General features: G+C 73.6%; 13 protein-coding genes. 11 read left to right on the top strand and 2 right to left on the bottom strand.

All coding sequences use genetic code 11. The features are described from left to right. The first annotated feature begins 11 nt into the window (after positions 1 to 11). The 3 genes from IEZ10_RS01985 (at position 12) to IEZ10_RS01975 (ending at position 1,598) form a co-directional block, all read left to right on the top strand. Positions 12 to 878, top strand: coding sequence for a Sco1979 family transcriptional regulator (locus IEZ10_RS01985; protein ID WP_189244686.1), 867 nt, complete (start codon positions 12 to 14; stop codon positions 876 to 878). Beyond that, on the top strand, positions 879 to 1,115 hold the full coding sequence (locus IEZ10_RS01980; protein WP_179818668.1) for a DUF397 domain-containing protein: 237 nt from the start codon (positions 879 to 881) through the stop codon (positions 1,113 to 1,115). It begins immediately after the preceding gene. 123 nt (positions 1,116 to 1,238) lie between these two features. Beyond that, positions 1,239 to 1,598 (top strand): hypothetical protein, encoded by a 360-nt coding sequence (locus IEZ10_RS01975; protein WP_229810846.1) that lies wholly within the window; start codon positions 1,239 to 1,241, stop codon positions 1,596 to 1,598. Here the strand turns inward: IEZ10_RS01975 and IEZ10_RS01970 are convergent. Together IEZ10_RS01970 and IEZ10_RS01965 are read right to left on the bottom strand one after the other, a co-directional pair. Continuing rightward, entirely contained in the window at positions 1,589 to 2,206 is a 618-nt protein-coding gene (locus IEZ10_RS01970) for an SUKH-4 family immunity protein (protein WP_189244685.1), read from the bottom strand. The two genes, IEZ10_RS01975 and IEZ10_RS01970, sit on opposite strands and share 10 nt — an antisense overlap. A gap of 249 nt (positions 2,207 to 2,455) precedes the next feature. Then, positions 2,456 to 3,037, bottom strand: coding sequence for a histidine phosphatase family protein (locus tag IEZ10_RS01965; protein WP_189244684.1), 582 nt, complete (start codon positions 3,035 to 3,037; stop codon positions 2,456 to 2,458). A gap of 196 nt (positions 3,038 to 3,233) precedes the next feature. On the opposite strand from IEZ10_RS01965, the gene IEZ10_RS01960 reads away from it, so the two are divergent. The 8 genes from IEZ10_RS01960 (at position 3,234) to IEZ10_RS01925 (ending at position 12,550) form a co-directional block, all read left to right on the top strand. Continuing rightward, positions 3,234 to 4,094 carry a Gfo/Idh/MocA family protein gene (locus IEZ10_RS01960; RefSeq protein ID WP_189244683.1) on the top strand — a complete coding sequence of 287 codons (861 nt, stop codon included), beginning with the start codon at positions 3,234 to 3,236 and terminating at the stop codon, positions 4,092 to 4,094. A 384-nt stretch (positions 4,095 to 4,478) separates the two neighbouring features. Next, a complete protein-coding gene (locus IEZ10_RS01955; RefSeq protein WP_189244682.1) occupies positions 4,479 to 5,441 on the top strand; it encodes a helical backbone metal receptor in 963 nt (320 codons plus the stop codon). 213 nt (positions 5,442 to 5,654) lie between these two features. Further along, positions 5,655 to 6,659: a FecCD family ABC transporter permease gene (locus tag IEZ10_RS01950; RefSeq protein ID WP_189245058.1), complete on the top strand. Its 1,005-nt coding sequence runs from the start codon at positions 5,655 to 5,657 to the stop codon at positions 6,657 to 6,659. Positions 6,660 to 6,766: 107 nt separating this feature from the next. Beyond that, positions 6,767 to 7,687: an ABC transporter ATP-binding protein gene (locus IEZ10_RS01945; protein WP_189244681.1), complete on the top strand. Its 921-nt coding sequence runs from the start codon at positions 6,767 to 6,769 to the stop codon at positions 7,685 to 7,687. A gap of 25 nt (positions 7,688 to 7,712) precedes the next feature. After that, entirely contained in the window at positions 7,713 to 8,438 is a 726-nt protein-coding gene (locus tag IEZ10_RS01940) for an adenosylcobinamide amidohydrolase (RefSeq protein WP_189244680.1), read from the top strand. Positions 8,439 to 8,477: 39 nt separating this feature from the next. Continuing rightward, positions 8,478 to 9,074 carry a Uma2 family endonuclease gene (locus IEZ10_RS01935; RefSeq protein WP_189244679.1) on the top strand — a complete coding sequence of 199 codons (597 nt, stop codon included), beginning with the start codon at positions 8,478 to 8,480 and terminating at the stop codon, positions 9,072 to 9,074. A 132-nt stretch (positions 9,075 to 9,206) separates the two neighbouring features. Beyond that, a complete protein-coding gene (locus tag IEZ10_RS01930) occupies positions 9,207 to 10,925 on the top strand; it encodes a zinc ribbon domain-containing protein (RefSeq protein WP_189244678.1) in 1,719 nt (572 codons plus the stop codon). 5 nt (positions 10,926 to 10,930) lie between these two features. Further along, on the top strand, positions 10,931 to 12,550 hold the full coding sequence (locus IEZ10_RS01925; RefSeq protein ID WP_229810845.1) for a serine/threonine-protein kinase: 1,620 nt from the start codon (positions 10,931 to 10,933) through the stop codon (positions 12,548 to 12,550). The last annotated feature ends 79 nt before the right edge of the window (positions 12,551 to 12,629 follow it).

Genomic DNA, 12,629 nt, shown 5'->3' with positions numbered 1-12,629 from the left:
AGGAGCACCACGTGTCCATAGACCCGCCCGGTACCGGTTCCACCGTTCGGCGCATCATGCTCGGCGCAAGCCTGCGCCGCCTGCGTGAGGAGAAGGGACTCAGCCGCGGGGCCGCCGGATTCCACATCCGCGCCTCGGAGTCCAAGATCAGCCGGATGGAACTCGGCCGTGTCGGTTTCAAGACCCGCGACGTGGAGGACCTGCTCACCCTGTACGGCGTGCTCGACGACGCGGAACGGCGCGGCCTGCTGGAGATGGTCCGCGAGGCGAACACCCCCGGATGGTGGCACAAGTACGGCGACCTGCTCCCGAACTGGTTCACCACCTACGTGGGGCTGGAGGAGGCGGCGAGCGTGATCCGCACCTACGAGGTGCAGTTCGTGCCCGGCCTGCTCCAGACGTCCGACTACGCGCGCACCGTGATCCGGCTCGGCTACCCGGACGCGCCGGTGGCGGAGATCGAGCGCCGTGTGCACATGCGGATGCAACGGCAGGAGCGCTTCACCCGCAAGGACGGCCCGCGCCTGTGGGCGGTCATCGACGAGGCGGCCCTGCGCCGGCCCATCGGGGGCAAGGAGACCATGCGCGAGCAGATCCAGCACCTGCTGGAGGTCGCCGCGCTGCCCAACATCACCCTCCAGGTGATGCCCTTCAGGTTCGGTATGCACGCGGCCGAGGGGGGCGCGTTCAGCATCTTACGGTTTCCCGAGTCCGACCTGTCGGACGTCGTTTACGTCGAGCAGCTCTGGGGTGCCCTCTACCTGGACAAACGTGAGGACGTCGACCCCTACCTCACGGCCATGGAGCAGCTGTGCGTGGAAAGCACCACGCCCGGGGGCACCGCCGAGATCCTCGGCGACCTTCTCGGAGAGATCTAAATGGAGAAGACCTACAACGGCATGCCCGCCACCGATCTGGCGGGAGCCAGGTGGCGCAAGAGCCGCTACAGCAACTCGCAGGGCAACTGCGTCGAGCTGGCCGAGCTGTCGGACGGCAGCATCGCCGTCCGCAACTCGCGTTTTCCCGACGGCCCGGCCCTGATCTACACACGCGACGAGATCCGCGCCCTGGTGCTCGGGGTGAAGGACGGGGAGTTCGACAGCCTCACCGTGTAACAGTGTTTTTACACCCGGCTCATCTGGTTAACCCGGTCGCGCCGGAGGCGTAACCGGGGGAGCGGCAGGAGGGGCGAGAGTGGGTCCCACAGTTGATCGGGGGTTTCCACCGTGCTCGACCAGATGACCTTGTATCCCGTGTCCGACGACGTGCTGTTCGCACCGGGTGGGCGCGTCGTGATCCGCACCTACGGTGTGGCCTCGCCGGCCGCGGAGGACGGGACGTCCGCCCCGGTGTCCTACTGCACGTGGGTCACCGGGGTGCGCGACCAGCCCCGCTACTGGCGGTGGCGGCACTTCGAGGAAGCCCGCCGCGGCCACCTCGGGGTCATCGAATGGCTGACGGGCCGCGGGCCGCAACCCGGCGCGGCGGCCGGCCCCGGCGAACCGGCACCCGCCACCGGGCCGCGAAAAGGGGGGCCGTCGACGGGGCCGAATCCGGTCGACCGCGGCACGTCCGGATCGAAGGTCCATCACCCGTAGAGCGAGCGGGCTCCCGGGCTGTCGCCCTTGAAGCGCTGGCCCGCGGCGATCTCGTCGCCGACCACCGACCAGACGGTCTCGTCGTCCTGGAAGGGGAGCGGGTCGACGCCGCTCGTCTCCTGACGGACACGCTCCACCTCGCGATCCAGGCGCTCGAAGTCGGCCTCCTCGTCGGCGTCGTCGCCGCTGAAGGTGAACTCCTCGAGCAGGCGCTGGAACCGGAGGGTGACCTGGACGAGGGAGGAGACGTCCGTGTGGAGTGCCTGCACGGTCTCCTCGTCGGCGTCGAAGGCGTGCACCCTGCCGGAACCGGGGTCGAGGGCGAGGTGGGCGTTGAGCAGCCAGCCGATGACGGGCCATTCGCCCGCGTCCTCCGGGGCGTCCTCGAAGTCCTCGGCGTCGACGACGTCCTGGACGAGGGGCAACCGGCCGGTGTCCTCGTCGGGCTCACGCAGCCAGAGCGTCCCGGTGGGGACGCCGACGGTCCGCAGGAGGCGGGCGCCCTCGGTGTCCGCGGCGGAGGGCGGGAAGGCGGTGGCGGGCAGGGTCGCGATCCGGTCCTCGCCGAAGACGCCGGCGAGCTCGCTGCGGGTGACGTCGAAAAGCACTGCCGGAACTCCGAACTCCGCGGCGGCACGGGCGCCGCGGGACTCTCAGGGGATGGAAACGGTCACGACGACGGCGTCGCGGATCGAGACGTTTCCGGAGACTCCGGTTCCGCCCCGCCCGCCCACCCGCCCTCTCACGGAACGAGCCTGCCGCCCGAGGCCGGGGAGTTCCCCACCTCCGGCCGGCGAGCGGCATGACCCGAACGAACCGGTCGGTCCCGTGCGGTGTGCCGCCGCCGGAAACGGGGTCTAAAGCGGAGCGTTCCAGCTGAGCACGACCGGTTCGGCGTGCTCGTACCCCAGCCGGGAGTAGGTGCCGGTGTCCAGCCGGAAGAGCCTGCCGTCGGTGGGAGGGAGGTCCAGCCAGCGGGCGCACAGCACCCGCAGGAAGTGCCCGTGGGCCACCAGCGCCACCTCGCCGCCGGCGGCGCGGGCCCGGCCGATCACCCGGTCGGCGCGGGCCCCGACCTCCGCCGCGCCCTCGCCGGGGTGGTCGGCGTCGCCGGGGACCACCCCGTCACGCCACAGATACCAGCCGGGCCGGTCCTCGCGGATCGCCGGGGTGGTGATCCCCTCGTACCCGCCGTAGTCCCACTCCCACAGGTCGGGGTCGATCTCGTAGTCGGTGAGGCCGGCGAGCTCGGCCGTACGGCGGGCCCGCGCCGCCGGGCTGACCAGCACCAGGTCGAAGGATCGCTCCGCGACCAGCCGGGCGAGCGCCCGCGCCTGGGCCTCCCCCTTCTCGGTCAGCGGCAGATCCGTGCGCCCGGTGTGGCGGCCGTTGCGGCTCCACTCCGTCTCGCCATGCCGTAGCAGGAACATCTCTCTCATATGCCACCCATCATGCCGGTACGGCCGGCCCGGCGCTCCCGCCACCCCGGCCGAAACGCCCCTCGCATGGCCGGTCCGGCGTCCTCGCCGCCCCGGCGGGAGCCCCGCGCGGCCGTCCGGCCCCGCCGCCGGCCGGTCCCTCCGCTCCGGCGGAGCGCCCCCGTCCGGCGGCCCGCCCCGTGAGAAACTTGGGGGCGTGACGATATCTGTGGGCCTGGTGGGTGCCGGGCCGTGGGCCGAGAAGGTGCACGCGCCGATGCTGTCGGCCGGACCGCACACCCGCCTGACCGGCGTGTGGGCGCGGCGGCCCGGGGCGGCGGCCGGGTTCGGCGTCCCGGTCTTCGAGCGGATCGAGGAGCTGTTCGACAGTTGCGAGGCGGTCGCGTTCGCGGTGCCGCCCGCCGTACAGGCCGAACTGGGCGTGCGCGCCGCCAAGGAGGGCAAGGCGCTGCTGCTGGAGAAGCCGCTCGCGGCCGACCTGGAGGGCGCCCGGCGGTTGGCGGACGCCATCGCCGAGGCCGGGGTGCCCTCCCAGATGGTCCTCACCTGGCGCTACTCGCCGGCCACCCGGGCGTTCCTGGCCCGGGTCTCGGCGATCGAGCCCTTCGGCGGCCGGGCGGCCCACATCTCCGGCGCACTGCTCGGCAGCGGCTTCACCAGCCCCTGGCGGCTGGAGCGCGGCGCGATCCTCGACGTCGGCCCGCACATGATCGACATGCTGGACGCCGCGCTCGGCCGGGTCACCGCGGTCCGCGCCCACGGCAACACGCGGGGCTGGGTCGGCCTGCTGCTGGAGCACGAGGGCGGCGCGGTCAGCGAGGCGTCGCTGTGCATGAGCGTGCCGGGCGACAAGCCGCCCGCCGCCGTCGAGGTCTACGGCAAGCTGGGCACGGAGGCCATGGACGGCGACCGGCTCGGCCCCGACGTCTTCTCCGTGATGCTCGCGGAGTTCGCCGAGACCGTGCACGGCGGGGGCGGCCACCCCCTCGACGCCGCCCACGGCCTGCGCCTGCAGGAGATCATCTCGGCCGCCGAGGAGCAGCTCACCCGGGCCTGACCGCCGGGCGCCGTGCCGCCCCGCGCCATGGGACTCCGTACGGCGGCGCGCGCCGCACCACGGGCGGAGACCGGACGTCCCCGGGCGGCGCAAGGTGTCCCCGGATGGCGCGGGGCGCGGCCCGGGGGCGTGGGGCCGTGACCGGGCGGCGTGGAGCCGATCCGAGGACCCCATGTCACGGCTCCCCGGGGAATTGGTAACGTTTGCCCGACGCGCAGCGTGTAGCGAAGTCCGGTGTGAGTCCGGCGCTGTCCCGCAACTGTCATGGTCCCCAAGGGGCCGAGCCAGGTCGCCTCCGTTGTGCCGACGTCGTCAACCCTCGTGGAAAAGGGTGATCCGTCACTTCTACGGGTCTCTCGGTTCCGGCAACTGAAAGGACCTCGGTTGAGGCCCGTACGCCCCGTTCTCGCCGGCGCCCTCCTCGGCGTGCTGGCCCTGTCCGGATGCGGCCAGAACTCCTCTTCGTCCCCCTCGTCCCCCGCCGCCTCATCGGGTGGGAGCTCCGCGCCCGCCGCCCAGGCGGCCGGGTTCCCCGTCACGGTCCAGGCCGGCAACGGCTCGGTCACCATCGCCAGGAGACCCGAGCGCGTCGTCTCCCTGTCGCCCACCGCCACCGAGAGCCTGTTCGCCGTCGGCGCCGGGGCCCAGGTCGTCGCGGTGGACGACCAGTCCACCTACCCGGCCGAGGCCCCCAAGACCGACCTGTCGGGGTTCAAGCCGAACGCCGAGGCGATCATCGCCCAGAAGCCCGACCTGGTCGTGCTCGCCAACGACATCGACGGCATCGTCGCCAAGCTGACCAAGGTCAACGTCCCCGTCCTGCTGGAGCCCGCGGCCACCAAGCTCGACGAGACCTACGACCAGATCGGCGACCTCGGCGCCGCCACCGGCAACAAGCCCAAGGCCGACGAGGTCGTGGCCGGGATGCGCAAGCGGATCGACGAGCTGGCCGCCGCCGCGCCCAAGGACAAGAACCTCACCTACTACCACGAGCTGGACACCACGCCCTACTCGGTGACGTCCAGCACGTTCCTCGGCCAGGTCTACGGGCTGTTCGGCCTGACCAACATCGCGGACAAGGCGCCCGACCCGGCCGGCGGCTACCCCAAGCTCTCCGCCGAGTTCGTCGCCCAGGCCGACCCGGACCTGGTCTTCCTGGCCGACACCAAGTGCTGCGCCCAGACCGCGGCCACCCTGGCCAAGCGCCCCGGCTGGTCCAAGCTCTCGGCCGTCGAGAAGGACCGGGTCGTCGAACTCGACGACGACATCGCCTCCCGCTGGGGGCCGCGCGTCGTGGACCTCGCCGAGAAGGTCGGCGAGGCCGTGCAGAAGGCCGCGGCCGACTAGTTGACCCGCTCCGCCCGCTCCTCCGGTGTCCCCGGCGCCCGCGCCGGGGACACCGTCCGCACCGAGGAAGACGCCCGCGACGGGGACGCCGTTCCCGAGGGGCCGCCGCCGCACGACCCGGACCGGGGAACGGCCGGCCCGGCCGGGTCCTCCCGCCGCGCGGAAACCGGTGACCACGCCGGAAACCCGGGACGCGCGGCCCGGCTCCGGCCGGTGACGGCGCTGACCGCGGTCGGGGCGCTCCTGGCGAGCGCCCTCGCCGCGCTGCTGGTCGGCGCCGCCGACATCCCGCCGGGGAAGGTGGCGCTCCAGCTGCTCGACTGGCTGCCGTTCGTCTCGGCCGACCCGGGGCTGGCACCGGTCGAGCAGGGCCTGCTGTGGGAGCTGCGGCTGCCCAGGGTCCTGCTCGCCGCGGTCGTCGGCGGCCTGCTCGCCTGCGCCGGAGCCGCCTACCAGGGCGTCTTCCGCAACCCGCTGGCCGACCCGTACCTGCTGGGCGCCGCGGCGGGCGCGGGCCTGGCGACCACGGCGACGGTCGTGTTCGCCAGGGGCGACGACCAGTCGCTGCTGATCCCGGCCGCCGCGTTCGCCGGGGCGATCGGCGGCGTCCTGCTCGCCTACGCGCTGGGCAACATCGCCGGCCGCGGCGGGGGCACCGCCACGCTCGTCCTGGCGGGCGTGGCCGTGTCCTCCTTCCTCACCGCCATCCAGACCTTCCTGCAGCAGCTCCGGGTCGAGGAGCTGCAGCGCATCTACTCCTGGATCCTCGGCAACGTCGGCGGAGGCTGGAGCCAGATCGGGCTGGTCGCCCCCTACGCGGCGGTCTCGGTGGTGATCATGCTGCTGCACGGCAGGCTGCTGGACGTCCTGTCCGTCGGCGACGACGAGGCCGCGAGCCTGGGACTCAACGTGGCCAGGGTCCGCTTCGCCGTACTGCTCGCCGCCTCGCTGGCCACCGCCTCGGCGGTGGCCGTCAGCGGCCTGATCGGCTTCGTGGGGATCGTGGTCCCGCACGCGGTCCGCCGCCTCGCCGGCGGGTCCTACCGGGTCGTCCTCCCGCTCTCGCTGCTCGGCGGCGGCGCCTTCCTGGTCCTCGCCGACCTCCTGGCCAGGACCGTCCTCGCCCCGGCCGAGCTGCCCATCGGCGTGGTCACCGCCTTCGTCGGCGCGCCGTTCTTCGTCGCCGTGCTCCGCGTGACCAGGAGGGCGGACGCGTGAGCGGCCGGGACACGGACGGGGGAGCGGTGATCCGCCGAACCGCGGATGGGAGCGGCGCGGACGGCGCGGACGACAGGGACGGCCGGGACACGGCGGGCGGTGTCGAGGTGCGCGATCTCGAGGTCGTGCTGGAGACGCGGACCGTGCTGTCCGGCGTCGGCCTGCGGGTGCGCCGCGGCGGCTGGCTGGCCGTCATCGGCGCCAACGGCGCGGGCAAGTCCACGCTGCTCAAGGCGGTCGCCGGGGTGCTGCCCCACTCGGGGGAGGTGCTCATCGACGGCACGCCGGTCCGCACGCTCAAACCCCGGGAGCGGGCGAGGCTGCTGGCCTACGCCCCCCAGGCGCCCGCCCTGCCGGGCGACATGACCGTCTTCGACTACGCCCTGCTGGGCCGCACGCCGTACATCCCCTACCTGGGGCGCGAGGGCCGCCGCGACCGCGAGGTGACCGCGTCGGTGCTGGAGCGCCTCGACCTGTCGGCCCTGGCCCGCCGCCCGCTCGGCCGGCTGTCCGGCGGCGAGCGCCAGCGCGTCGTGCTCGCCAGGGCGCTGGTCCAGCAGGCCCCGGTGCTCCTGCTCGACGAACCCACCACCGCCCTCGACCTGGGGCACCAGCAGCAGGTCTTGGAGCTGGTCGACCGGCTCCGGCTCGCCGACGGGCTGACCGTGGTCACGACCCTGCACGACCTGGGCGTCGCCGGCCAGTACGCCGACATGATGACGCTGGTCGCCGGGGGCCGGGTCGCCGCGTCGGGCTCCCCGGCGGAGGTGCTGACCGGTGAGCTGATCGCCGAGCACTTCGACGCCCACGTCCGCGTCGAGACGGACCCCTCGGGCCGGCCGCAGGTCCACCTGGAACGGCCCGGCCGCCCCGGACGGCGAGGCCGCCCGGACCGGGAGGACCGCCCGGACCGGGAAGATCGCCCGGACCGGGAAGATCGCCCGGCCAGGGAGGGCCGCCCGGCCAGGGAGGGCCGCCCGGACACGCCGTCCGGGTCCGGCGCCCGCACGGAGGACCCGTGCCGCTGATCCACCGCGTTCTCCAGGAGGGCCCGTGCTGCTGAGTCACCGTGTCGAGGACGGGGTGCGGCTCGCCTCGCTGCTGTGGGAGTTCGGCCCCGGCTGGCGGGCGATCTCCTCGGCCATGGTCGGCGGCGGCATCGGCCCGGTGGAGTGGGTGCTCAACGCCCAGGTCCCGGGCGGCTACGCGCGGATGGACCCGGTCGCGCACCTGCTGGAGATGGCCCCGCCGGGCCGCGGCGTCGGCATGCTGACCGCCGCGTCCGTCGAGAGGTTCACCCGGGCCGCCGACGGGGGAGTGAAGGTGGCCGCCACCACCGGGCTGCGCGTCCCGACCTGGGCCGCCGCCCCCGAGGGCGCCGCCGACCCGGAACTGGCCCCGATGCACATGCCCGGCACGATCAACATCATCGTGGCCGTGCCGGTCGCGATGAGCGACGCCGCCCTGGTCAACACGGTCATGACGGTGACCGAGGCCAAGACCCAGGCGCTCGTCGAGGAGGGATTCCCCTGCACGGGCACCGCCTCCGACGCGGTCTGCGTGGCCGTACGCGACGACGGGCCCGAGGAACCGTTCGGCGGCCCGCGCTCGCTCTGGGGCGCCCGCGTCGCCCGCGCCGTCCACTCCGCCGTACGGCGAGGCGCCCGCGACTGGGCGGGACGTGATCGGCACTCCGCCGTACGGCGAGGCCCCCGCGGCCGGACGAGAAGTGATCAGGACATTACTCAGGGTGAGGAGATTTCCGGAACTACCATGTGAGCGAGGGCCGGACTCCCGATACTTGGGCAGGTGACCGCTATGGCGACGACAGAACCTACGACAGGGCACGCCCCCGAACGGACGGTTCTCCGCGGAAAACCGCCGTTCAGCGTCGACGACCTGCTGACGTTCCCCGACGACGGGAACCGCTACGAGCTCTTCGACGGGAGCCTTCTGGTGAGCCCCTCTCCCACCCCCATGCACCAACGCGCCCTCGCCCGCCTGCTGAGGCTTCTTGAGGATGCCGCGCCGCCGGAGTTCGAGCCGCTGCCGGAGGTCAACCTCGGGATCGGTCCCCGCGACTTCTTCATCCCCGACCTCGTCGTGGTGCCGACCGGGGCCGTCGAGGAGACGGAGCTCATGTTCGCCCCCGACGACATCCTCCTGGCCGTGGAGCTGGTCAGCCCGACCACCCGCAAGCGCGACCGGCACATGAAGCGTTCGGCCTACGCCGCCGCCGGGATCCCCATCTACTGGCGGATCGAACTCGCCGAGGGGCCGTGCCTGCACGTCCACGAGCTGGCCGACGACGAGTACAAGCCCGCGGTGAAGTACGAGGCCGGCGAGACCGCGAGACCGGTGGCCCCCTTCGAGGTGAGCTTCGACCCGGCGGTGCTCCTGCGCTCCCGCGGCTGAACCGGGCCCTCCCGGCCAGGTGGGGCCGGGTTCCCCGGGTGTGAGCGGACGGATTCTCTCCGTACCCCTTCCGTGCCCTTGACTTCTGCTCTACGGTTGCCAGGCTGTCCTTATCCCCCCTGTGGAGTGGCCATGCGGCGGTTGGGCTCGGCTCTGGTGTTCCTCGGCGGCCTCGGTGTGGCCGTCGCCGCGACGGCGCCCGCGCTGGCGCACGAGCATCCCAGCGGGATCACCGATCTGGTGACCCCCGCGGTCGTGCGGGTCGAGGCGACGGCGCACGTCGACGTCACCCTGCTCGACCACATCGGCGAGCTCGTCCACGTCGAGCGGAGCTACGAGGTGCCGATCGGCTCCGGCACCGGGACGGTCGTCACCCCCGAGGGCGCCGTCGTCACCCTCACCCGGGTGGTCAAGAGCGCCAAGGACATCGAGGTCTACGCCGCGAACAGGATCTTCGCCGACCACCACAAGGCCAAGATCCCCGCCGACTTCGAGCGGCACCACGTCAAGGACGACCGGCTCGACCACCACCTGCAGGAGTGCTACCCGCCCAAGCGGCCCACGGCGACCTGCATCTTCGACGTGAGCACCGAGATCCGCGTCTTCCCGAACATCTCTCCCCCCGACCGGGAGGGGTTCAAGGCGGAGATCGTCACCACAGCCGACAGCCCCGACGGCCCCGCCGTGCTGGCCCCGGCCGGCCGCGCCGACGGCGGCGCGGGCATGCCCACGGCCCCGCTGGCGGCCACGGTGCCCGACAAGGAGGGCTCGCCGGTGTCGGTCGCCGGTTTCACCGGGCGGCCCGCCGCGAACCTGCCGGAGACCGTGGACATCGCGCACCTGCGCGCCGGCGGTGCGGGCGAGGGCGGCCGGCGCTTCAAGGACCCGGAGGGCAAGGCCGACGAGCCGAAGAAGCTGGGCGCCCTCATCGACCGGGGCCTGCTCGGCGGGCCGGTGATCGAGGACCACAAGGGCGAGGTCGTCGGGCTGCTGACCGGTGGCGGTGACGACGCCCGGATGCTCGGCGTCCGCGAGGTGGCCAGGGCGCTGGCCGAGGCCCGGGTCACGCCCCGGCGCGGCCCGATCGACGCCGCCTTCGAGCAGGCGCTGACCCGCTTCCACACCGGCTACTACGGCGACGCCGTACCGGCCTTCCAGCGGGTCCTGGAGCTGTACCCGGGGCACACCGTGGCCGCGACCCGCCTGAAGGAGGCCCAGGCCAAGCGCGGCACCGCCGAGGACAAGGGCGCCGCCCAGGCGCGGTCGTCCCCGGCCGACGACCGTCGCGGGCCGCCCCTGTGGATGTTCCTCGCGGCAGGCGGCGTGCTGGTGGCCGCGGTGCTGGCCGCCGCGCTGCTGCTCTGGCGCCGCGGCGCCGCGGCGGAGACGTCCGGGACGTCCGGGGCGTCCGGGGCGTCCGGGACATCCGGGGAGGAGACCGAGGTGGCGGGGCCGCCGACGCCCGTCCCGCCGCCGTTCCGGCCGTCCGGGGAGGCGGCCGACCCCACGGTGGCGGTCAACCGGTCCTTCCCCGCGCTGCCCAGGACGCCCTCCTCTCCCGGCCGTTCGGTGCTGGTCGCCCGCGGCCCTGGAGCGGACACGGGCGGGACGGGCACCCGGAGCGCGGACACGGGCGGGACGGGCACCCGGGCCGCGGAGACCGGCGGGACGGGCACCCGGAGCGCGGAGACCGGCGGCGGACCGGCGGAGGGCCGAGGCCCCGGCACCCTCTCCGAGCAGGAGACCCGGCCCACCGGGACGGGCTCGCAGCGGTACTGCACCGCCTGCGGCATGCGACTGGGGCCCGCGCACCGGTTCTGCGGTTACTGCGGCCACCCCTGTGAGACGTGACGGCCGTGAACGAGAGAAGCCTGATCGGCCAGGAGATGGCCGGATACCGCATCGAGGACGTCATCGGCAAGGGCGGCATGGCCGTGGTCTACCTCGCGGTGGACCCCCGGCTCAACCGCCGGGTGGCGCTGAAGATCCTCAACCCGCTGCTCAGCGAGGACGACCGGTTCCGGCGGCGCTTCGTGCTGGAGTCGCGGACGGTCGCGAGCATGGACCACCCCAACATCATCCCGATCTACGAGGCCGACGCCGCCGCCGACGGCACCCTCTACATCGCGATGCGCTACGTCGACGGGCCCGACCTGCGGCGCCTGTTCTACGACCGGGGGCCGATGCCGGTCAGCCAGGTCAACCGGATCTTCGCCCAGGTCGCCGCCGCACTGGACACCGCGCACGCGCACGACCTGATCCACCGCGACGTCAAGCCCGCCAACATCTTGATCGCCGGCCACGCCGAGGGCGACCACGCCTACCTCACCGACTTCGGCATCACCAAGCACCGCACCTCGCTGTCCGGGCTGACCGAGACCGACCAGTTCATCGGCACGCCCCGCTACATGGCCCCCGAACAGATCAACAAGGAGCGCATCGACGGCCGCTGCGACCAGTACGCCCTGGCCTGCGTGGTCTACGAGGCGCTGTCCGGACGGCTGCCGTTCGAGCGCGACAACGAGATCGCGCTGCTGTGGGCGCACCTCGCCGAGACGCCCACCCCGCTCACCGCGCTCCGGCCCGAGCTGCCCCTGGAGGTGGACGGGGTCATGGCGCGGGCGCTGGCCAAGTCACCCGAGCAGCGCTATGACACCTGCGCCCGGTTCGTCGCCGAGTTGCGCGACGCGATCAGCGGCCGGCCGTACGGGTCCGTCGCGGGCACCGTGCCGGCGGCGGGGACGGCGGGGACGGCGGGGACGGCGGGGCGGCCCGAGGCGCGGGCGGACCGGACGGGGGAGCGGACCGGGCGGGGGAGCGGGGCACCGGAGGGCGGCCCGGCGGGGCGCGGGGCGGCGCGGCCCGGCGGCCGGCGGATCGTCGTCGGCGCGGCGGCGGCGATAGCGCTGATCATCGCACTGGTGGCGACGCTGGCGACGGTCCTGCGCGGCGGCGACGAGTGGGCCTCCTACCCGGGCTCGCCCGCCGTGCCGATCGCCTTCGAGCATCCCGGCGGCTGGGAGCCGCGCCCGCACGCCGACGTGTTCGTGGTGGCCTCGCCCCGGGCGGAGGACTTCCGGGCGTTGTTCGGCACGCCGGTCACCGCCGACTGGGCGACCGTCAACCGGATCATCCGGGACGCGCCGGAGGACGCCGTCGGCGTCTACGCGCAGACGCTGGACACGCTCGACCCGCGGGGGAACGCCCAGCAGCTCCAGGAGACCCTGCAGTCGTCGCTGCCGGGCACGGTCAACGTGTTCTCCGAGGTGGTCCAGGTGCGGGTGGGCGGGCAGCCCGGCGTGCGGCTGGAGGGGTCGATCGCCGACCCGCAGCGCGGCGGCCGGCTGGACTTCACCGGCTGGGCCGTGGAGCGACCGGACGAACCGGCCCTCGTGATCTACTTCTGCGCGCCGACCGCGTGCGACGACGCACTCGCCGACCGATTTGTACGAAGTGTCTCATTTCAGACGTTCTGACTTGCAGGCGGCTTGCAAACGGGTTGGCCGGGCGATCCGCCCTATATGAAGAAGGGGCGCGGCGGTCTAGTCTCCCCGC

Origin of the sequence: Streptosporangium pseudovulgare, assembly GCF_014648055.1 — a bacterium.
In the GTDB taxonomy this organism is placed as follows: domain Bacteria; phylum Actinomycetota; class Actinomycetes; order Streptosporangiales; family Streptosporangiaceae; genus Streptosporangium; species Streptosporangium pseudovulgare.
Note: the sequence above shows the minus strand (reverse complement) of the source record. Positions and strands in the feature narration are given on the sequence as shown.

Coding starts and splice junctions, on each gene's coding strand:
- IEZ10_RS01980 (WP_179818668.1), top strand. CDS start 879: ATGGAGAAGACCTACAACGGCATGCCCGCCACCGATCTGGCGGGAGCC.
- IEZ10_RS01975 (WP_229810846.1), top strand. CDS start 1,239: ATGACCTTGTATCCCGTGTCCGACGACGTGCTGTTCGCACCGGGTGGG.
- IEZ10_RS01965 (WP_189244684.1), bottom strand. CDS start 3,037: ATGAGAGAGATGTTCCTGCTACGGCATGGCGAGACGGAGTGGAGCCGC.
- IEZ10_RS01935 (WP_189244679.1), top strand. CDS start 8,478: ATGGCGACGACAGAACCTACGACAGGGCACGCCCCCGAACGGACGGTT.
- IEZ10_RS01930 (WP_189244678.1), top strand. CDS start 9,207: ATGCGGCGGTTGGGCTCGGCTCTGGTGTTCCTCGGCGGCCTCGGTGTG.